At 72.2% G+C, this 20,866-nt stretch carries 17 protein-coding genes and 1 riboswitch; of the genes, 11 read left to right on the forward strand and 6 right to left on the reverse strand.

What is annotated here, in order from left to right; genetic code table 11:
• Window positions 1–14 precede the first annotated feature (14 nt).
• On the reverse strand, window positions 15–1,292 hold the full coding sequence (locus ABZ495_RS13350) for an MFS transporter (protein ID WP_359835758.1): 1,278 nt from the start codon (window positions 1,290–1,292) through the stop codon (window positions 15–17).
• A 226-nt stretch (window positions 1,293–1,518) separates the two neighbouring features.
• On the opposite strand from ABZ495_RS13350, the gene ABZ495_RS13355 reads away from it, so the two are divergent.
• The 3 genes from ABZ495_RS13355 (at window position 1,519) to ABZ495_RS13365 (ending at window position 5,045) form a co-directional block, all read left to right on the forward strand.
• Window positions 1,519–3,459: a prolyl oligopeptidase family serine peptidase gene (locus ABZ495_RS13355; RefSeq protein ID WP_359835760.1), complete on the forward strand. Its 1,941-nt coding sequence runs from the start codon at window positions 1,519–1,521 to the stop codon at window positions 3,457–3,459.
• Window positions 3,456–3,626: a hypothetical protein gene (locus ABZ495_RS13360; protein ID WP_329489686.1), complete on the forward strand. Its 171-nt coding sequence runs from the start codon at window positions 3,456–3,458 to the stop codon at window positions 3,624–3,626. The genes ABZ495_RS13355 and ABZ495_RS13360 overlap by 4 nt, the downstream gene beginning before the upstream one ends.
• Window positions 3,627–3,722: 96 nt before the next feature.
• A complete protein-coding gene (locus ABZ495_RS13365; RefSeq protein WP_359835762.1) occupies window positions 3,723–5,045 on the forward strand; it encodes a cytochrome P450 in 1,323 nt (440 codons plus the stop codon).
• Between the two features lie 247 nt (window positions 5,046–5,292).
• On the opposite strand, the gene ABZ495_RS13370 is transcribed toward ABZ495_RS13365, so the two are convergent.
• The 4 genes from ABZ495_RS13370 to gcvT all read right to left on the reverse strand — a co-directional run bounded on the left by ABZ495_RS13370 (window position 5,293) and on the right by gcvT (window position 9,848).
• Window positions 5,293–6,660, reverse strand: a complete 1,368-nt coding sequence (locus tag ABZ495_RS13370; RefSeq protein ID WP_329489688.1) for an L-serine ammonia-lyase — start codon at window positions 6,658–6,660, stop codon at window positions 5,293–5,295.
• 145 nt (window positions 6,661–6,805) lie between these two features.
• The gene (glyA, locus tag ABZ495_RS13375) at window positions 6,806–8,074 is read right to left on the reverse strand and encodes a serine hydroxymethyltransferase (protein WP_329489689.1); all 1,269 of its coding nucleotides are present in this window, start codon (window positions 8,072–8,074) and stop codon (window positions 6,806–6,808) included.
• Between the two features lie 140 nt (window positions 8,075–8,214).
• Window positions 8,215–8,592 (reverse strand): glycine cleavage system protein GcvH, encoded by a 378-nt coding sequence (gene gcvH / locus ABZ495_RS13380; protein ID WP_329489690.1) that lies wholly within the window; start codon window positions 8,590–8,592, stop codon window positions 8,215–8,217.
• A gap of 134 nt (window positions 8,593–8,726) precedes the next feature.
• A complete protein-coding gene (gcvT, locus tag ABZ495_RS13385) occupies window positions 8,727–9,848 on the reverse strand; it encodes a glycine cleavage system aminomethyltransferase GcvT (RefSeq protein ID WP_329489691.1) in 1,122 nt (373 codons plus the stop codon).
• A gap of 229 nt (window positions 9,849–10,077) precedes the next feature.
• A riboswitch (glycine riboswitch) is annotated at window positions 10,078–10,184 on the reverse strand.
• Window positions 10,185–10,448: 264 nt separating this feature from the next.
• On the opposite strand from gcvT, the gene ABZ495_RS13390 reads away from it, so the two are divergent.
• The 8 genes from ABZ495_RS13390 (at window position 10,449) to ABZ495_RS13425 (ending at window position 19,911) form a co-directional block, all read left to right on the forward strand.
• A complete protein-coding gene (locus tag ABZ495_RS13390) occupies window positions 10,449–11,231 on the forward strand; it encodes an enhanced serine sensitivity protein SseB C-terminal domain-containing protein (protein WP_359835764.1) in 783 nt (260 codons plus the stop codon).
• A gap of 146 nt (window positions 11,232–11,377) precedes the next feature.
• Window positions 11,378–12,319, forward strand: coding sequence for an enhanced serine sensitivity protein SseB C-terminal domain-containing protein (locus tag ABZ495_RS13395; RefSeq protein ID WP_352289527.1), 942 nt, complete (start codon window positions 11,378–11,380; stop codon window positions 12,317–12,319).
• A gap of 680 nt (window positions 12,320–12,999) precedes the next feature.
• A complete protein-coding gene (locus ABZ495_RS13400; protein ID WP_352289530.1) occupies window positions 13,000–13,989 on the forward strand; it encodes an ABC transporter permease in 990 nt (329 codons plus the stop codon).
• Between the two features lie 55 nt (window positions 13,990–14,044).
• The gene (locus ABZ495_RS13405) at window positions 14,045–15,814 is read left to right on the forward strand and encodes an ABC transporter substrate-binding protein (RefSeq protein ID WP_329489695.1); all 1,770 of its coding nucleotides are present in this window, start codon (window positions 14,045–14,047) and stop codon (window positions 15,812–15,814) included.
• Between the two features lie 98 nt (window positions 15,815–15,912).
• Entirely contained in the window at window positions 15,913–16,923 is a 1,011-nt protein-coding gene (locus ABZ495_RS13410) for an ABC transporter permease (protein WP_329489696.1), read from the forward strand.
• Window positions 16,920–17,987, forward strand: a complete 1,068-nt coding sequence (locus ABZ495_RS13415) for an ABC transporter ATP-binding protein (RefSeq protein WP_352295271.1) — start codon at window positions 16,920–16,922, stop codon at window positions 17,985–17,987. Before ABZ495_RS13410 ends, ABZ495_RS13415 begins: the two co-directional genes overlap by 4 nt.
• 67 nt (window positions 17,988–18,054) lie before the next feature.
• Window positions 18,055–19,080, forward strand: coding sequence for a dipeptide ABC transporter ATP-binding protein (locus ABZ495_RS13420; protein ID WP_359835782.1), 1,026 nt, complete (start codon window positions 18,055–18,057; stop codon window positions 19,078–19,080).
• A gap of 171 nt (window positions 19,081–19,251) precedes the next feature.
• Window positions 19,252–19,911, forward strand: coding sequence for a trimeric intracellular cation channel family protein (locus ABZ495_RS13425; protein WP_329489698.1), 660 nt, complete (start codon window positions 19,252–19,254; stop codon window positions 19,909–19,911).
• On the opposite strand, the gene ABZ495_RS13430 is transcribed toward ABZ495_RS13425, so the two are convergent.
• Window positions 19,847–20,605: an IclR family transcriptional regulator gene (locus ABZ495_RS13430; RefSeq protein ID WP_359803034.1), complete on the reverse strand. Its 759-nt coding sequence runs from the start codon at window positions 20,603–20,605 to the stop codon at window positions 19,847–19,849. The genes ABZ495_RS13425 and ABZ495_RS13430 overlap by 65 nt on opposite strands.
• Between the last annotated feature and the right edge of the window lie 261 nt (window positions 20,606–20,866).

Below are 20,866 nucleotides of genomic sequence, written 5' to 3' on the forward strand. Positions count from 1 at the left end.
CTCGGAAGGCCGGGTCAGTCCGGGGCCCCGGTGGCCCGGAGGCGGCGCAGGGCCAGGATCAGATTGCCGCTGCCGAAGGTCGCGAGCGCGGCGACGCCCCACAGGGTCGCCGCGACACCGGCCCGGTCCAGCACGGCGCCCGCGGCCAGGAAGCCCAGCGGCCCGGCCAGGGCGCTGATCGTGACCACGGCCTGCAACACCTTGGGCCCGAAGCCGTCCGGCAGCCGGGCGGAGAGCAGTCCCATCAGCGGCGCGTTCGCCAGGGGCGCGGCGGCCGCTGACAGGCCGACGGCGACGACGAGCAGGCCGGCCGACACGGGCACCAGGAGCGTCCACAGGGGCAGTGCGACGCAGACCAGGGCCGTACAGGCGAGTCGTACGGGGGCGACCCGTGCCGCCAGCACATAGGCGGCCACCGCGCCCACCAGGCCGCCGGCGCCATGGGCGGCGACCAGCAGGCCGCCGACCCTGGCGTCCCCCTCGAACCGGGCGAACGCCAGCACCGGCATGGTGATCATCAGGGTTCGCAGCATCAGCCCGAACACCACGGTGGACAGCATCGCCCGGCTCAGGAACCAGTCGCCGCACAGGTGCCGCACCCCCGCCCACAGGCCTTGGGGCCCGGCCGCGGACCCTCCGGCCCCGCCACCCCCTGCCGGGACGCGGCGCAGCAGCAGCAACCCGGAGAAGGCGAACGAGGCCGCGTCCAGCCACACCACCGATGTGGTCCCCACCAGCGGGATCAGCGCGCCCGCGAGCGCCGGTCCGGCGAACGCCGAGCCGTTCTGCACACCTGCCAGCGCGCTGTTCGCGCGGGCCAGAGAGCGGGCGTGCGGGCTCAGCAGTTCCATCGCCAGCACCCGCTGCGCCGCGTGGTACGGAACGGCCAGCGCCCCGAGCGCCGTGACGATCGCCACGATGACGGCCAGATTGAGCGCGCCCAGGGTCTGCAGCAGCGGGATCAGCGCCACCACCGGAGCGCGGGCGAGATCGGAGACGACCATGGTCCGGCGGGCGCCCAGGCGCTGGATGACCTCTCCGCCCGCGAAGCCGAGCAGCGCCATGGGCAGCACCTGGGCCGCGAAGACCAGGCCCGCCCTGGTGGCCGAGCCGGTGCTCTCCAGCACCAGCCAGGGCAGCGCGAGCATGGTCATCTGGGTGCCCAGCGCCGTCACCGCGCCCGCGACATAGACCGTCGTCAGCGCACGGCTCGGCCTGCCACCCGCTGTGCCGTTCGGCGCTCCGCCGGGTGGGACGGGGGCTGCGTCGGGCCGGGTCTCCGCGATCGTCATCGGGTCGCCCCTCTCTCCTCGGTGGGTCCGGGCCATGTGGTCGCCCAGCACCCTGTCGCCCGCCCACCGTCCGGTGCCAGGGAAGGACCGGCAGCAGCCCACTGTCGGTGCCGCTGCGCCTTCTTCCCTGCCACGCAGCCCGCCCGACCGGCAGTGTGATGGCCGTCGGAGCCCACCACAGCCAAGGCCACCGGCGGCGGAAGCGGACACGAAGGGAGGGACGGCGATGAGCGGCGGTATCGGAACGGCGGTGCACGTCCCGTCCTTCGCCGCCCGCGACGGACGGCGAGCGGTCGAGACCCGGTATGTGGACGGTCTCCCGCAGATCGTGGCCTGGGACCTGACGACGGATCAGCGCCGCCAGGCGACCACCGCACCGCTGGGTGTGGAGACCGCCGCCATCGAGCCGGACGGCCACGGCCTGTGGTGGTTCGACGCCGCTCCCGGCGGTCAAGGCCGCTGGCTGCGCGGGCCGTTCGAGGGTGGGCACCCGCGCCCGGCGCTCGACGGCGTACCCGCCGGGCGGATGCACGGCCTGGCCTTCGACCCCCGCGGCGGCCTCGCCGCCGTCGGCGTCGGGGTCGCGGACCGCTCGCGGCACTACCTCGGCCGACCGGGCGAGCGCGCCCGCCTGGTGGCCGAGGAGCCCGGCTATGCGGCCGTGGTGGGCCTGGCCCCCGGCGGCGGACTGCTGGCCACCGCGGGGTGCCCGGACGGACCGGCCGCGGTCCGGCTGTGGTCACCGGCCTCCGGCGTTCTCGTGGACGCCATCCCCGGCGCGGCGGGGGACGGCGACGGCGGCGCGGTGTGGGCGCTGGGCTTCCGCCCGGACCTCACCACCGCACGACCGGAACTGCTGCTCGTCCTCGAACGCGCGGGCCGCTACACCCTGGCCTTCTGGCGGCAGGGCGAGGGGATCCGTACGCACGGTCCCGGCTCCGCCCTCGACTTCGACACGGAGATCACCGCCTGCTGGTACGGGCCCGGCCGCACGGCGCTGGTCCAGCAGGACCGGGCGGGACGCAGCCGCCTGCTCCGCGCCGACCTCGACCGCGGTACGACGACGGTGCTTCCCACGCCCGAGGGCACGATCATCGACTTCTCCTGCGCACCCGACCGCACGGTCCACTGCCTGTGGAGCCGCGACGGCGAACCGCCCCGGCCACTGATCTGCCACCCGGAAAGCCCGGAGAGCCCGGAAAGCGCGGAGCACCCGGAACCCCCGGAACGTTCCGGCCGCTCCGGCCACGCCGGCCGCTCCACGACGGCGTCACGCGGCACGGCGCCCGGCGGACCGACCGGATCCAGGCGCCGCGAGCTCTGGACACGCCGGCCGTACGGGCAGATCCACAGCTTCGTGGCCACCCCGCCCGGCCGCAGGGCGGACCGCCGCCCCTGGCCGACGGTCTTCCTCGTCCACGGCGGACCCCACACCCACGACCGGGACGCCTACGACGCCCGGACCGAGGCCCTGGTCCGGGCCGGGTTCGCCGTGGTGCGCACCAACTACCGCGGCTCGACGGGCTACGGCCCCCGCTGGCGGGACGACTTCGGCCACCGGGTCGGCCTCGCCCAGCTCGAAGACCTCGCCGCGGTGCGCGGCCACCTCATCGACGCGGGAGTCTCGGAGCCGGGCCGTACCGGCCTGTGCGGCTACTCCTGGGGCGGCTATCTGACGCTGCTGGCGATGGGCGTCCAGCCCCGGCTGTGGGACGTCGGGCTGGCCGTCGCCCCGGTGGCCGACTACACGGCGGCGTACCGGGCGACGACGCCGGCGCTGCGGGAGGTCGACGACCGCCTCTTCGGCGGCACCCCCGAGCAGGTGCCGCACCGCTATCGCGCGGCCTGCCCGATGACCTATGTGGGCCGCGTACGCGGCCCGCTCTTCCTCGCCGCCTCGGCGGACGACGAGAAGTGCCCTCCGGAACAGATCGAGCGCTATCTCGCCGCGCTGCGGCGCCGCGACGTCCCGCATCGCGTCCGGTGGCTCGGCGGCGGACACGACGTGGGCCGTGACCCAGCCGGACACGCCGCCGCCTGGGCCGCCATGGTGCGCTACGCCGACGACACGCTGCGCGCCTCCCCCAGAACCGCCGACCGCCGCGACATCGGGCGGACCGGCTCGCACCACCCCGTCCACCACACCGAAGAAAGGCCAACCCCATGAAGCGTCACGGACTGCGCGTCGACCCCATCAGCGCCACCGAGCGGGAGCGCGGGATCATCATTCCGCCGGACCACCAGCTCACCCTGGACAAGGCGGTCCCGGTCCGGCCGAACGGCCAGGCGCGGACCTGCACCACCACCCGCACGGAGAAGAACGCGGAGAAGTAGTCGCCTCTGCAGTGAGCCCAAGCAGCGCCGCGGCGGGGTGCCGTGCCCGGCACCCCGCCGCGGCGCCGGCCGTGCCGGTGAGGACAGGAGAACATCATGACCACAGCTACGGCAGCGACGGCAGCACCCCGGACGAACGGTCCCCGGCCGGAGAAGCACCGGCCGGACAAGCACCAGCCGGACAAGCCCGAGACGACAGCACCGCGCCAGAACCCGCCGACGTTCCTCAGCGACCCGTACCCGACCCTGGCCAGGATGCGGCAATCGGCCCCGGTCTCCGTGCTGCACAGCGACGGCGGCCTGCGACTGTGGATCATCCCGCGCTACGACGACGTCCGGGCCGCGCTCTTCGACCCCCGCTTCGCGCAGGACGTGCGGCGCGCCCAGGCCCTGGCCGACAGCCGGGTCGAGGGCGTCACCCTGGGTACCGAGATCACCCATATGCTCAGCAGCGATCCGCCCGACCACACCCGCCTCCGCCGCGTGGTCCAGGCGGCGTTCAGCCGCAAGCGCGTCGAGGCGATGCGGCCGATGGTCGAGCGCATCACCCTCGAACTCCTCGACGGGCTGGACGCGGCAGCCGCGCGCCACACGACCCGCACCACCACCGCCACGGTGGACCTGGTACGTGACTTCGCCTTCCCGCTGCCGATCCTCGTCGTCTGCGAACTGCTCGGCTTCCCGCCCGAGGACCGCGACCTCTACCGGAAGTGGTCGACCGCCATCGTCACCCAGGAGGGCGACCACGCCGCCTTCCAACAAGCCGTCCAGGAGATGGGCTCGTACGTCCTGGCCATCGCCGACCGGCGTATCCGCCGCAATGACCGTCCCGCCGATCTGCTCACCGAGCTGCTGGAAGCCCGCGAACGCGGAGAGCTGACGGACGACGAGATCGTGGGCATGGTCGCCCTGCTGCTGATCGGCGGCCATGAGACCACCGTGAACCTGCTGGGCACCTCCTGCCTCGCGCTGCTGCGCGATCCCGGCCAGGCCGCCTGGCTGCGCGCCGATCTCACCCGGATGCCCAGGGCCGTCGAGGAGTTCCTGCGCTACGACTCCCCCATCTGCATGGCCACCACCCGCTTCACCACCGAGCCGGTGGACGTCGGCGGGGTGGAGATCCCGCAGGACGAGTTCGTGCTGCTGTCCCTCGGCGCGGCCAACCGCGACCCGGCGCGCTTCCAGGACCCCGACCGCCTCATCCTCGACCGCCGGGACGCCGGCCATCTCGCCTTCGGCGGTGGCATCCACCGCTGCCTCGGGGCCCTGCTCGGCAAGCTGGAGACCGAGATCGCGCTCACCGCGCTCCTCGCCCGCTTCCCCGGAACGACCCTGGCCTGCCAGGAGCGCGACCTGCGCTGGCGCAACACGATGATGCTGCGCGGCTTGGAGGCGCTGCCCCTCACCCTGCGCCGCTGACCCCCCCCGACCCGGTGCGCGGAAGGAGGCCTACCGGGGGAAGCGGGAGGCCGCAGAACGCCAGGCGCCGGCTCCGTCCGCCGCGAGACCGGAAATCCCTGGTCGGCATGGTGCGGACCAGGGATTCGCCAGGGAGTCCTCAGGGAGGTCAGAGCTGTCCGAGGGGCCTTTCAGGCACTTCGGGCCGTGTGCGCAGAGAGAGGCCTGGCAGCTCTGACGGAGAAACCATGCAGGTCAGCACACTTGCCTAGCACTCGATGACGTTGACGGCGAGGCCGCCGCGCGAGGTCTCCTTGTACTTGATCTTCATGTCGGCGCCGGTCTCCTTCATGGTCTTGATCGCCTTGTCGAGGGAGACGTGGTGGCGGCCGTCGCCGCGCAGGGCCATCCGGGCGGCGGTGACGGCCTTGACCGAGGCCATGCCGTTGCGCTCGATGCAGGGGATCTGGACCAGGCCGCCGACCGGGTCGCAGGTGAGGCCCAGGTTGTGCTCGATGCCGATCTCGGCGGCGTTCTCGACCTGCTCGGGGGAACCGCCGAGGACCTCGGCGAGGCCGCCGGCCGCCATCGAGCAGGCGGAGCCGACCTCGCCCTGGCAGCCGACCTCGGCGCCGGAGATCGAGGCGTTCTCCTTGAAGAGCATGCCGATCGCACCGGCGGCGAGCAGGAAGCGGACGATGCCGTCCTCGTCCGCGCCCGGGATGAAGTTCAGGTAGTAGTGCAGCACGGCGGGGATGATCCCGGCCGCGCCGTTGGTGGGCGCGGTGACGACCCGGCGGCCGGAGGCGTTCTCCTCGTTGACGGCCATCGCGTAGAGGGTCACCCACTCCATGGCGTTGGCCGGCCCGATGCCCTCGGCGCGCAGGGCGCGGGCGCCCGAGGCGGCGCGGCGGCGCACCTTGAGGCCGCCGGGGAGGATGCCCTCGCGGGACATCCCGGCCCGCACGCACTCCTGCATGACGCGCCAGATCTCCAGCAGCCCGGCCCGGATCTCCTCCTCGCTGCGCCAGGCCTTCTCGTTCTCCAGCATCAGGCCGGAGATGGACAGGCCGGTCTCGCGGCTGAGGCGGAGCAGCTCGTCGCCGGTGCGGAAGGGGTACTTCAGCACGGTGTCGTCCGGCTTCACGCGGTCCGCGCCCAGCGCGTCCTCGTCGACGACGAAGCCGCCGCCGACCGAGTAGTAGGTCTTCTCCAGCAGCAGGCCGCCGTCGGCGTCGAAGGCCCAGAGGGTCATCCCGTTGGCGTGGTACGGCAGCGAGCGGCGCCGGTGCAGGATCAGCTGGGTGCCCGGGTCGAAGTCGATCGGGTGGGCGCCGAGCAGGTCGAGCCGCTTCTCGGCGGTGATCCGCTCGACGTCCCGGTCGGCCTGGTCGACGTCGACCGTGCGGGGGGAGTTGCCCTCCAGGCCCAGCAGGACGGCCTTCGGGGTGCCGTGGCCGTGGCCGGTGGCGCCCAGCGAGCCGAAGAGCTCGGCGCGGACGCTCGCCACCCCGGTCAGCAGGTCCTCGGACTTCAGGCGGCGGGCGAACATCCGGGCGGCGCGCATCGGGCCGACGGTGTGGGAACTCGACGGGCCGATGCCGATGGAGAAGAGGTCGAAGACGCTGATGGCCACGGAGGACGTCCTTGTCTGGTCTCGTGGAAGGACTTGCAGGCGGGGTGCTGACACGGAACGGGGCACCGCGCGCACTGTCCAGTGTGCGCGGTGCCCCGGAATCCCAGGTGACCAGGCGAGGTGAGCCCGGTCACCCGTGTCCGAACTACAGGTTCGGGTAGAGCGGGTACTTCTCGGCGAGGGCGGTGACCCGGGCCTTCAGTGCGGTGGCGACGGTCTCGTCGAAGGCGGGCTTCAGCGCCTCGGCGATGATGTCGGCGACCTCGCGGAAGTCCTCGGCCTGGAAGCCGCGGGTGGCCAGGGCCGGGGTGCCGATCCGCAGGCCGGAGGTGACCATCGGCGGGCGCGGGTCGTTCGGGATGGCGTTGCGGTTGACCGTGATGCCGACCTCGTGCAGCCGGTCCTCGGCCTGCTGGCCGTCGAGCTGGCTGTTGCGCAGGTCGACCAGGACCAGGTGGACGTCGGTGCCGCCGGACAGCACCGAGGCGCCGGCCTCGGCGACGTCGGCCTGCAGCAGGCGCTCGGCCAGGATCCGGGCGCCGTCCAGGGTGCGCTGCTGGCGCTCCTTGAACTCCTCGGAGGCGGCGACCTTGAAGGCGACGGCCTTGCCGGCGATCACGTGCTCCAGCGGGCCGCCCTGCTGGCCGGGGAAGACCGCGGAGTTGATCTTCTTGGCCCACTCGGCCTTGGAGAGGATGACGCCGCCGCGCGGGCCGCCCAGGGTCTTGTGCGTGGTGGTGGTGACCACGTCCGCGTACGGCACCGGGTTGGGGTGCAGGCCCGCGGCGACCAGACCGGCGAAGTGCGCCATGTCGACCATCAGCAGGGCGCCGACCTCGTCGGCGATCCGGCGGAACGCGGCGAAGTCCAGCTGACGGGGGTAGGCGGACCAGCCGGCGATGATCAGCTTCGGCTGGTGCTCCTTGGCGAGGCGCTCGACCTCGGCCATGTCGACCTGGCCGGTCTTGTCGTCCACGTGGTACGCGGCGACGTTGTAGAGCTTGCCGGAGAAGTTGATCTTCATGCCGTGGGTCAGGTGACCGCCGTGGGCCAGGCTCAGACCCAGGATGGTGTCGCCCGGCTGGATCAGCGCGAACATCGCGGCGGCGTTGGCCTGCGCGCCGGAGTGCGGCTGGACGTTGGCGTGCTCGGCGCCGAACAGGGCCTTGATCCGGTCGATCGCGATCTGCTCGACCACGTCGACGTGCTCGCAGCCACCGTAGTAGCGGCGGCCCGGGTAGCCCTCGGCGTACTTGTTGGTCAGCACCGAGCCCTGGGCCTCCATGACCGCCACCGGGGCGAAGTTCTCGGAGGCGATCATTTCCAGGGTGGTCTGCTGGCGGTGCAGCTCGGCGTCGACCGCGGCGGCGATCTCCGGGTCGAGCGAGTGCAGGGACTGGTTGAGAACCGTCATGGTGTGGTCTTCCCAGGGAGGAGAGAAGGAGGTGCCGCGCCTGGCACGCCCCACGGAAGGGTGGCGGCGGGCGACCGGAGGGCGGAGGAGGCCCGGTGGCCGGGGCGGCCGCCGCACTGCGGCCACCCCGAACGGCCGGCTCAGGCCGGGTTGGTCAGGGCGTTGTACTCGTCGGCGCTGAGCAGCTCGTCGGTCGACTCGACGCGCACCTTGAACAGCCAGCCACCCTCGAACGGGGCGCTGTTGACCAGGGAGTTGTCGTCCAGGACGTCCTGGTTGACCTCGGTGATCTCGCCGGTGACCGGCGAGTACAGGTCGCTGACCGACTTGGTGGACTCCAGCTCGCCACAGGTCTCACCGGCGGTCACGGTCTCGCCGACCTCGGGCAGCTGCACGTAGACGATGTCACCGAGCGCGTCGGCGGCGTGGGCGGTGATGCCGACCGTGGAGACACCGTCCTCGACGGCGGTCAGCCACTCGTGCTCCTTGGTGTACTGCAGGTGCTGGGGGTTGCTCATGGCGTCATTCTCCAGGATGGGAAGCGGGTACGACGAAGCGGGCCGCCGGACGGACGGCTTCGACGTGGATCTTCGGGGTGGTCAGGCCCGGGCGGGCGCGCTCGTGAGGCCTCGGCGGGCGCGCCCGAGGGGCGTCAGCGGGCGCGCTTGTAGAACGGCAGCGCCACGACCTGCACCGGCTCGTGCTTGCCGCGCACGTCCACCGCGACGGTGGTGCCCGGGGCGGCGTGCGCCGCGTCCACGTAGGCGATCGCGATCGGCTTGCCCAGCGTGGGGGAGGGCGCGCCCGAGGTGATCCGGCCGATCGGCTCGCCGTCGGCGGTCACCACGGTGTACTCGGCGCGCGGCACGCGCTTGCCCTCGGAGACCAGGCCGACCAGCACCCGCGGCGGGTTGGCCTCGGCCGCGGCGGCGGCCTGCTCCAGGGCCTTGCGGCCGACGAACGCGCCCTCGTTGGTGGTCTTGTCGAAGCGGACCACCCGGCCGAGGCCGGCGTCGAAGGGGGTCAGGTCGGTGGAGAGCTCGTGCCCGTAGAGCGGCATGCCGGCCTCCAGGCGCAGCGTGTCGCGGCAGGAGAGGCCGCAGGGGACGAGGCCGCGGCCGGTGCCGGCCTCGGTCAGCGCCGTCCAGATGTGCGCGGCGTCGCCCGGGTTGCAGAAGATCTCGAAGCCGTCCTCGCCGGTGTAACCGGTGCGGGCGAGCAGCACGTCGCGGCCGGCCACCTGGGCCGGGAGGATCGCGTAGTACTTCAGGCCGGGCAGGTCGGCCTCGGTGGTGTCGGCCAGGATCGCGGTGGACTCCGGGCCCTGGACGGCGATCAGCGAGTAGGTGTCGCGGTCGTCGGTGACGACGGCGTCGTAGCCCTTGGCGCGGGCGATCAGCTCGTCCAGCACCAGCTGGGCGTTGGAGGCGTTGGCGACGACCAGGAAGGCGTCCTCGCGCAGGCGGTAGACGATCAGGTCGTCCAGGATGCCGCCGTCCTCGGCGCAGATCATGGTGTAGCGGGCCCGCAGCTCGCCGAGCGCGGAGACGAAGCCGACCAGCGCGTGGTCCAGCATCGCGCCGGCCTGCGGGCCGGTCACGGTGATCTCGCCCATGTGGGAGAGGTCGAACAGACCGGCCTTGGTGCGGACGGCGAGGTGCTCCTCGCGCTCGCTGCCGTAACGCAGCGGCATGTCCCAGCCGGCGAAGTCGGTCATGGTCGCGCCGAGGGCGCGGTGCAGCGCGTCGAGCGCGGTGAGGCGGAGGGACGACATGGCCTGGAACTCCTCGGTCTGGGCACTCAGGTGTGCGCACGCCGGACCGGACCCGCTCGGGGACCGAGCCTGCGCGCGGGCATGCGGCGGCTGGGTCTCCCCATCTGTCGTCGAACCTGAGAGCTTCACCGCACGCGGGCCCGCAGCGCTTCACAGCTAACAGGACAGCATGGCGGCTTGCACCGTGGGTGGGCGCGCGACAGGGCCGTGCGCCGCTTTCCAGATGTGCCTAACCCGTGCGGTAGGGGGGCCTGAGAGATTCCGGGGAGGACTTGCTCCTTCGGCGCCGGCTGTACCGCCTCTCGGGGGTACTCCGGACTCTCCCGCGCGGGTTCGAGCGGCCGGTATGGAGTTGAGGTTCTCGGCGGGGAACACCCGCAGACGCGGACATCATGGCACGTCCCGGCGGAAGACGGGAGAGGGGCCCCGGGCCCGGCCCCGCCCGGCGGGCCCGGCCCGCACCCGCCACCGGTAGCCCACCGGTACCGCCCCGGCCCCGTACCGACCGGTACCGGCGCGCACCGCGGCCCCGGCCGCGGGCCCGCTAGGCTGCTCGGCGTCGGCGGACAGAGGGCGGTACAGCGGCGGATGGGGTACCCGGTGGAGCAGCAGCAGGGGTGGGGCGGCCCGGAGGCGGCGCCGCCCGGCGGTGGATGGCCCGCGAACGAGCTGGAGCAGGTGCTCACGGCCGCGCTCGGCGATCCCGGCGCGACCCCCCGGGTGTTCGAGGTGCTCGCCCGCAGCCAGGTGTGGATCCCGCTGCCGGCCGGCGGCGACCCGCAGGGCCAGGCCCTGGACCTGCCGACCATCGAGCTGGCCGGCGACCCCTACGTCCCGGTCTTCTCCTCGCAGGAGGTGCTCCTCCATCAGGCGCCCGGGATGGCCTTCGCGATCGCGCCGGTCTGGGAGTTCGCCCGCGGGCTGCCGCTGGGCGTGGGCATCGCGGTGAACCCGGAGGCGCCGGTGGGCATCCCGGTGCCGCCGCAGGGCGTCGCCGAGCTGCGGCGCGGGCCGCGCGAGGACCGCTGGGACGCCCCGGAGGCACCGACCGGCGGCCGGGTGGCGCTGCGCGAACCGGTGCCGGGCGAGGACCCGGAGGCCTTCCTGGCCGCCTGCCGGTACGAGCTCTCGGGCCTGCCCGGCGTCCTGACCGCCAGGCGGGCGCTGGCCAGCGTGGAGGGCGAGCCGACGGTGATGTTCGTCGGCGTCCAGCTCGATCCGGCGGCCCCGGCCGAACCGGCCGCCGTGAACGAGGCCCTGGGCCGTGCGCTGGGAACCGCGCCGCTGCCCGGCGGCGTCCACCTCGTACTGCTCGACCTCGCGGAGGACCCCGTGGTCGAGTGGCTGCTCAACCGGGTCCAGCCGTTCTACGCACGGATGTGACGCGTTCCTCCTCGCCCGGCACCGGGCCGGAGGCCACCGCCGGGCACGTCGGCGTGGCGGTGGCGGGTGGCGCCCCATAGGGTGCCTGCAGATGACCGCCGGGCCGGCGGCAGGTGAGAGAAGAAGAGGCGCAGCGAGGTGGGCGCATGAGTGCGGGAGCGGTAGCGGGCGGTGCACCGGGGCCCTGGGGCCAGGCACCCGCCGGGCGCCCCGGCGCGGATCCGAGAGCGCTGGAGCACGCCCTGCGCGAGGTCGCGCCGGAACGCTGGGAGGCGTACGAGGCACTGCTGCACGCGCTGGCCGCGGGGCAGGTCTGGATGCTGCTCTGGCACGGTACGCCGGGCAGTCCGGACGCCCAGTACGGGAACATGGAGATCAGCGGCCACGGCTACGCGCCGGCCGTCACCTCGCCCGAGCAGCTGGCGGCGTCCGGCTGGGCGCGGGCGCACGAGGTGATCTCGGGGCGCGAGATCGCCGCCTCGCTCTATCGCACCCGCTGGGGCCTCTGGCTGAACCCGCACGCCCCCGGCGGCGGCGTCGGGGTGCCCTGGGCGGACCTGCGCCGGATCGCGGCCGGCCTGGACCGGCTGCCGGCCGGGCCGCTGAAGCTGAGCGAACCGCAGGTGCAGGCCCAGCAGTTCTTCGCGCTGCTGGAGCGGCAGGCGGTCGAGGTGCGGGCGGTCAAGGCGTTGCGCCGGGCCTGGGTGCAGCCCTCCGTGGGCGAACCGTACCTGGCCATCGGACTTGAGCTGTACGAGAGTTCGCCGCCCACGGTGGAGGCCGTCCGGGCGCTGATGCAGCGCGCGATCGCGGTCGCGCCGGAGGGGCTCGCGGTCTCCACCGTCGCCATGGGGGACGAGTACGACCCGGTGGCGCTCTGGATGCGGGCCAACGCGCGGCCGTTCTACGACCGCGAGGCGGGCGGCCACGGCCGCTCGCAGGCCGCGCCGTACCCGCCGGTGCCGCCGCCGCCCTACGCCTCGCAGGCGGGCCCGGCGTACGGCTACGGCACCCAGGCGCCCGGCCCGGTGTGGCCGGGGCAGCAGCCGCCGCCGCAGCAGCCCTGGCCCGGCTACCCGGGGCGCTGACGCCCGCACGGTCGACGCGGCGTGCGCCGCGGTGCCCGCGCCGCACGCCGGGCGTTCCGCCGCCCGTGCCGGGGCTCCGGGCATTGCGGTGTCGGCAGCGCACGCCGGGCATTCCGGCGCCCGCACCGCAACTCCGGGCAGACCAGGTGTTCGTGTCCCAACTACGGGCACTTCGGACACCTGTCGCAAGCACGGATGTTCGGGTGTTCTCGGCGCGGTAACGGGTAGTCCGGGTATATGCACCCAAAGCCCTCCACCAGGACCGACATGACGATCCGTCATGTCGGTCCCGGCATTTCCGGTCGGATTTCCGGCTGGTTCGGTGCAGCCCCTTGACATGCATGTAACAGCTGTGTGAAGAGGGATATGCCGAAGATCCAGAGGTGCATGCCGACAGATCACAGTTGGGCATCTCTCGGTTGTCAGGGCTGGCGCAAGCCAGTTCGGATGGCAGAGAGTTCTGCGCAACGCACCGCGCGTACTGGGTGCCCCACGAGGGCGAACGCGCTGGCGGACCGCTTGAGCCTCGCGACGCCCATCCCGCGCGGCCGCAGTACCCGAGCACGTCGCACCGCTGAACACCCGCACCTGAACCTCCGCACGTCCGCACCAGCCGTACCGCCGAACCGGCGACCGGCACCCGTGGGCCGGCCACCGTCGGCGAGGGGACCGAACTGACCATGACCGCACCCATCAAGACCGCCGGGAACACGCCGGAGGCAGCCGCCGCCGCGAGCCCGGCCACGAAGATCGAGGGCCGCTCGCTCGGCCGGATCGCCTGGACCCGTTTCAAACGGGACAAGGCCGCCGTCGCCGGCGCCGTCGTGGTGATCCTGCTCGTCCTGCTGGCCGTGCTGGCCAAGCCGATCGAGTCGATGTTCGGCCTGGACCCCGACGCCCTCAACCAGGACCTCCTGGACGCCAACCTCGGTGGTCTGCCGTTCGGCGACTGGGGCGGCATGAGCCTCGACCACCCGCTCGGCGTGGACCCGCTGCAGGGCCGTGACCTGCTCTCCCGCGTCATCGAGGGCTCCTGGGTCTCGCTGCTCGTCGCCTTCGGGGCGACGCTGCTCTCCAACACCCTCGGCACCGTGCTCGGCGTGATGGCCGGCTACTACGGCGGCTGGGTGGACGCCCTGATCAGCCGGGTGATGGACGTCTTCCTGGCGTTCCCGCTGCTGCTCTTCGCCATCGCGATCTCCGCCTCGCTCCAGGGCGGCGCGTTCGGCCTGCACGGCCTCCCGCTGCACATCGGCGTGCTGATCTTCGTGATCGGCTTCTTCAACTGGCCCTACATGGGCCGGATCGTGCGCGGCCAGACCCTCTCACTGCGTGAGCGCGAGTTCGTCTACGCGGCCCGCAGCCTGGGCGCCCGGGGGCCGTTCATCCTGTTCAAGGAGCTGCTGCCCAACCTGGTCGGTCCGATCCTGGTCTACTCGACCCTGCTGATCCCGACCAACATCCTCTTCGAGGCGGGCCTCAGCTTCCTCGGCGTCGGCATCCAGGCCCCGCAGGCCTCCTGGGGCGGGATGCTCAACGACGCGATCAAGTACTACCAGGTGGACCCCCAGTACATGGTGGTCCCCGGTATGGCGATCTTCCTCACGGTGCTCGCCTTCAACCTGCTCGGCGACGGGCTGCGTGACGCCCTCGATCCCAAGAGCAACTGACATCCCGTCAGGACCCTCCGATCCGCCACCACTTCCTCAAGGGGTTGATCTCACCATGCGTAGGTCCCGTACCGTCGGACTGACCGCAGTGGCCGCCGCCGCTGTCCTGGTCGTCACCGGGTGTACCTCCGGTTCATCCAAGAGCGGGGGCGACTCGTCGTCCTCCGCCGCGTCCGGCGGCGGCGCCGACGCGGCCACCAAGGGCATCGTCAACGCCTCGGACAAGAAGGGCGGGACGGTCACCTACGAGATGAAGGGCACGCCGGACTCGCTCGACCCCGGCAACACGTACTACGCCTACATCTACAACTTCTCGCGCCTGTACGGGCGTCCGCTGACCACCTTCGCGCCGGGCCCCGGCGACGAGGGCAACAAGCTCGTCCCGGACCTCGCCGAGTCCATGGGCCAGCCCAGCGCGGACGGCCTGACCTGGACGTACAAGCTGCGCGCCGGCCTGAAGTACGAGGACGGCAGCGCGATCACGTCCAAGGACGTGAAGTACGCGGTGGAGCGCTCCAACTTCGCGCCGGACGTGTTCTCCAACGGTCCGACGTACTTCAAGGACCTCCTGGTCGACAACCCGACCCCGTACGCGGGCCCGTACAAGGACGCGGCCGGCGACCTCAAGTCCATCGAGACGCCGGACGACCTGACCGTCGTCTTCCACCTGAAGCACGCCTTCGCGGACTTCGACTACCTGGTCTCGGCCCCGCAGACCGTCCCGGTCCCCAAGGACAAGGACAAGGGCGCCGACTACGTCAAGCACCCGATGGCCTCGGGCTCCTACAAGTTCGAGTCCTACGAGGACGGCAAGCAGCTCACCCTGGTGCCGAACACCAGCTGGGACGCGAGCACCGACACGATCCGCAAGCAGCTCGCGGACAAGATCGTGCTCAAGATGAACATCGAGCAGTCCACCATCGACAAGGACCTGCTGGCCGGCAACGCCCAGGTGGACCTCGTCGGCGGCGGCGTCGACCCGCAGACCCAGGCGCAGATCCTGCAGAACCCGAAGCTGAAGGCCAAGACGGACAACGCCTACGGCGGCCGCCTGGTCTACACCGCGATCGACAGCCAGGTCGCGCCGTTCGACAACGTCGAGTGCCGCAAGGCCGTGCAGTACGCGATCGACAAGGTCTCGGTGCAGACCGCGGTCGGCGGCCCGATCCGCGGCCAGATCGCCAACTCCGTCCTGCCGGCGGACATCCCCGGTCACCAGGACATCAACCTGTACGAGACCAAGGACAACAAGGGCGACGAGGCCAAGGCCAAGGAAGCCCTCAAGGCCTGCGGCAAGGAGGGCGGCTTCAACACCGTCCTGAGCGCCCGGACCGAGCGCGCCACCGAGATCGCCGCCGCGACCTCGATCCAGGCCGCGCTGAAGAAGGTCGGCATCAACGCCGAGATCCAGCAGTACCCGCAGGGCAAGTACCTCTCCGACAACGTCGGCGTGCCGGCGAAGAACAAGGAGAAGAACATCGGCCTGATGATGATGCAGTGGGGCGCCGACTGGCCGACCGGCTACGGCTTCCTGCAGCAGATCGTCGACGGCCGCGCCATCAAGGAGGCCGGTAACAGCAACCTGGCCTCGCTGAACGACCCGGCGATCAACAAGCTGCTCGACGACGCCGCCGTCAACACCGACAAGGCGGCCCGCGAGAAGATCTACGCGGAGATCGACAAGAAGGTCATGGAGCAGGCGGTCTACGTCCCGCTGACCTACTTCAAGGTGTTCCTGTACCGCTCGGACACCGCCACCAACGTCGTCTCCACCTCGGCCTTCTCGGGTGAGTACGACTACCTGAACATCGGTACGACCAAGTAAGAGCCTGGCTCCGTATCCCTGAAGGCAGGTGAAGGCAGCGGCGCCCGCCGCCGTCCGGAAGATCCCGGACGGCGGCGGGCCGCCGGAGCCGACCAACTGTGTTTGCCTACATCCTCCGCAGGACGCTCGCGGCCGTGGTGCTGCTGCTGGTGGTCAGCGCGGTCACCTTCGCGATCTTCTTCCTGCTGCCGCGCCTGGCCGGTGAGACCACCGACCAGCTGGCCACGCAGTACATCGGGAAGAACCCGTCCCCCGAGGCGGTCGCGGCGGTCAAGAAGAACCTCGGCTTCGACCAGCCGATCTACGTCCAGTACGGGCGCTTCCTGAAGGCGCTCGTCACCGGGGCCGAGTACAAGTTCGGCCCGGACGCCGCCACCTGCCACGTGCCCTGCTTCGGCTACTCCTTCAAGAACCACCTGGAGGTCTGGCCCGAGCTGACCAAGCGCATCCCGATCACGCTGTCGCTGGCCATCGGCGCCGCCGTGCTCTGGCTGGTCTCCGGCGTCACCACCGGTGTCATCTCCGCGCTCAAGCCGAAGTCGATCTTCGACCGGCTCTCCATGGGTGTCGCGCTGGCCGGTGTCTCGCTGCCGGTCTTCTTCACCGGTGCGCTGCTGCTCACGCTCTTCAGCTACGAGTGGCCGATCCTCGACAACCTCCAGTACGTCAACTTCACCGACGACCCGCTGATGTGGGCCCGCAACCTGATCCTCCCGTGGATCTCGCTGGCCTTCCTCTACTCCGCGCTCTACGCCCGGCTCACCCGCGCCGGCATGCTGGAGACGATGAGCGAGGACTACATCCGCACCGCCCGGGCCAAGGGCCTGGCCGAGCGCAAGGTGGTCGTGAAGCACGGGCTGCGCTCCGCGCTCACCCCGGTCGTCACCATCTTCGGCATGGACCTCGGTCTGCTGCTCGGCGGTGCGCTGATCACCGAACAGGTCTTCTCGCTCCAGGGCGTCGGCGCCTTCGCCGTCTCGGCGATCTCCGACAACGACCTGCCGAAGATCCTCGGCGTCACGCTGCTCGCCGCCTTCTTCATCGTCCTCTGCAACCTCGTGGTTGACCTCCTGTACGCCGCTGTCGACCCCCGGGTGAGGCTGTCGTGACCGAGCTCCAGAAGACCCCGGCGCCGGTGGCCGCCGCGACCGGGGACCCGTTCCTCTCGGTCCGGGACCTGCGGATCCACTTCGACACCGACGACGGCCTGGTCCGCTCGGTGGACGGGGTCAGCTTCGACCTGCACAAGGGGAAGACCCTCGGGATCGTCGGCGAGTCCGGCTCCGGCAAGTCGGTCACCTCGCTCGGCATCATGGGCCTGCACCGCTCCAAGCGGGCCCGGATCAGCGGCGAGATCCACCTGGACGGCGAGGAGCTGGTCGCGGCCGGCCCCGAGCGGGTCCGCCAGCTGCGCGGCCGCGAGATGGCGATGATCTTCCAGGACCCGCTGACCGCGATGCACCCCTACTACACCGTCGGGGCGCAGATCATCGAGGCCTACCGGGTGCACCACCCGCAGGCGACCAAGAAGCAGGCCCGGGCCCGCGCGGTCGAGATGCTCGACCGGGTCGGCATCCCGCAGCCCGACCGCCGGGTGGACGACTACCCGCACCAGTTCTCCGGCGGCATGCGCCAGCGCGCCATGATCGCGATGGCCCTGGTCAACGACCCGTCGCTGCTGATCGCCGACGAGCCCACCACCGCGCTGGACGTCACCGTCCAGGCGCAGATCCTGGACCTCATCCGGGACCTCCAGGAGGAGTTCGGCTCGGCCGTCATCGTCATCACCCACGACCTCGGGGTGGTCGCCGAACTCGCCGACGACATCCTGGTCATGTACGGCGGCAAGTGCGTCGAGCGCGGCCCCGCCGAGACCCTCTTCGACGCGCCCCAGCACCCCTACACCTGGGGCCTGCTGGGCTCGATGCCGCGTCTCGACCGTGAGCTCCAGGAGCGGCTCGTCCCGGTGAAGGGCACCCCGCCCAGCCTGATCAACGTGCCGTCCGGCTGCGCCTTCCACCCGCGCTGCCCGTACGCCGGGCTGACCGGCGGGCGCTCGGCCGACGAGGTCCCCGTCCTGACCGAGGCAGCGCCCGGGCACCACGCGGCCTGCCACCTCGCCGCCGCCGACCGGCGCCGCATCTTCACCGAAGAGATCGCGCCCCGGCTGTGAGCCCGGTTTCGTACCACCATTCTGGAGAGAACCGATGACGGACACTCAGGCGGCGGCCCCCGAGCCCATGAAGAAGGTGCCCGCGCCCGCGCCCGCCCCCGACCGCGAGCCGCTGCTCCGGGTGACCGGCCTGACCCGGCACTTCCCGATCAAGGGCGGCCTGCTGCGCCGCGACGCCGGGGCGGTCCGGGCCGTCGACGGCATCGACTTCACCGTCAACGCGGGGGAGACCCTGGGTGTCGTCGGCGAGTCCGGCTGCGGCAAGTCGACGATGGGCCGGCTGGTCACCCGTCTCGACGAGCCCACCGGCGGGAAGATCGAGTTCGAGGGCACCGACATCACCCACCTGGGCACGGGCGCGATGCGGCCGCTCCGGCGCGACATCCAGATGATCTTCCAGGACCCGTACTCCTCGCTGAACCCCCGGCACACCGTCGGCACCATCGTCGGCGCGCCGTTCCGGCTGCAGAAGGTGCAGACCGAGGGCGGCGTCAAGAAGGCCGTCCAGGAGCTGCTGGAGCTGTGCGGGCTCAGCCCCGAGCACTACAACCGCTACCCGCACGAGTTCTCCGGCGGCCAGCGCCAGCGCATCGGCATCGCCCGGGCGCTCGCCCTGCGGCCCAAGATGGTCATCGCGGACGAGCCCGTCTCCGCCCTCGACGTCTCCATCCAGGCGCAGGTGGTCAACCTGCTGGACGACCTCCAGCGCGAGCTGGGCCTGACCTACCTGATCATCGCGCACGACCTCTCGGTGGTCCGGCACGTCTCCGACCGGGTCGCGGTGATGTACCTCGGCAAGATCGTCGAGATCGCCGACCGGGACTCGCTCTACGCGTCCCCGATGCACCCGTACACCACCGCGCTGATGTCCGCGGTGCCGGTGCCGGACCCGCGCCGCCGGCAGCGCCGCGAGCGGATCCTGCTCAGGGGCGACGTGCCCTCGCCGATCAACCCGCCGTCCGGCTGCCGGTTCCGCACCCGCTGCTGGAAGGCGCAGGAGGTCTGCGCGGTCCAGGAGCCGCCGCTGGCGGCGCTGAAGACCGGGCACCAGGTGGCGTGTCACTTCCCCGAGCGGAGCGAGGGGAACGACTAGCGGGGTCCGGAGAACAGTGCGGCCGGCGGCGAGAAGGTGCTCGCCACCGCGTGACGGTCCGCGCCCCTCTGCGCCCCTCTGCACGCCATCGGCCGTCACGTGCTGTGACGGCCGATGGCGCGGCCGTGACGGTCGGCCGAGCGCGGTGCCCGGGGGGTCCATAGTTGTCCGGTGACATCGCAGATCTTCCCCTCCGACGTGCAGCAGAGCCTGGACCTGGTCGGCATCTTCGTCTTCGCCCTCTCCGGAGGGCTGCTGGCCGTGCGCAAGAACATGGACATCTTCGGGATCTGTGTACTGGCGGAGGTGACCGCGCTGGGTGGCGGGGTCATGCGCGACCTCGTCATCGGGGCCACCCCGGTGGCGGCCTTCTCCAACCTCGGCTACTTCAGCACGCCGCTGGCGGCCGGCCTGGTGGTCTTCTTCCTGCACCCGGAGGTCGAGCGGATCAACCGCGCGGTGCAGACCCTGGACGCGCTCGGCCTCGGGCTGTTCTGCGTCACCGGTACGGCCAAGGCGCACGACTACGGCCTCGGCGCGGTGGCCGCGATGGCGCTCGGCATGGTGACGGCGGCCGGCGGCGGCGTGATGCGCGACATGCTCGCCGGGGAGATCCCCTCGCTGCTGCGCTGGGACCGCGAGATCTACGCCGTCCCGGCCCTGGTCGGCTCGGCCCTCGTGGTGATCCTGATCGGCCTCGACCGGCTCACCGCGCTCACCGGGACGGCGGCCGCGCTGACCGCCTTCGGTCTGCGGATGCTCGCCCTCAAGTACGGCTGGCGCGCACCGCGGGCCTGGCACCGCAACGGTTCTCGCACCAGCGAGGAGTAGGCGAGCCCCCGTACGCCAGCGAGATCGCCTCGGCGGTGCAGAGCAGCTCGGGCAGCAGCCGGACCAGTTCGGCCGGCGGGACCCGGTCGGTCGGGGCGCTGACCGCGCAGGCGGCGACCGGCCGCCCGGCGCTGCCGGCCACCGGGGCCGCCACGCAGGCCACCGCCTCCCGGTGCTCGGCCGACTCGGCCGCCCAGCCCTGGCGGCGGACGGCGGCCAGCTCGGGAGGCAGCTCGTCCTCGCCGGCCCCGTCGTCGGGCAGACCGGCCAGCAGGACCCGGCCGATCGCGGTGCCGGCCGCCGGGGCGCGCCGCCCGATCCGGGTCGGCCGGGCGGTGTCGCTCCCCGTCCAGCGGCCGACCAGCTCGTCCAGGTAGAGGACCTCGCCGTCCTGGAGCACGGCCAGCTGGACGGTCAGTCCGCAGCGCCGGTGGAGGGCGGCCAGGTAGGGCGCGGCGATCTGGCGGACGTCGATCTCCTCCAGCGCCCGGTGGGCGAGCGAGAGGACGCGGCCGCCGAGCCGGTAGCGCCGGTCGGACTGGCGGTGGACGAAGCCGTGCTCCTCCAGCGTGCGCAGCAGCCGCAGGGCCGTGGACTTGTGCACCCCGATGCTGGTGGCGGCCTGGTCGAGGGTGACCGGCCCGTCGCCGAGGGACCCGAGGAGGGTGAGGGCGCGGTCGACCGACTGCGACATGGCGCCCCCAGTCCTGATCCGGTCCGGCCGATTTGCGGTGCCCGACAGGCTAACCGTTCGGTCCGGCGGGAGACCAACGAGCCCCCGGCCGTCCCGGCTTGGCCGCCGGCGGCCGGGCCGGTGCCCGGCGCCGCGGGTGGCGGGGGAGCGGCGGCCGGATGGCGGCCGGGTGGCGGACGGTTGGCCGGATCGGGGCGTTTGCGCGCGCTGCGCGGCGGCCGGATCCGCCGGGTGGCCCGAGCGTCGCGCGGTGGCCCTCTA

Source organism: Kitasatospora sp. NPDC005748 (genome assembly GCF_040630735.1).
Taxonomy (GTDB): domain Bacteria; phylum Actinomycetota; class Actinomycetes; order Streptomycetales; family Streptomycetaceae; genus Kitasatospora.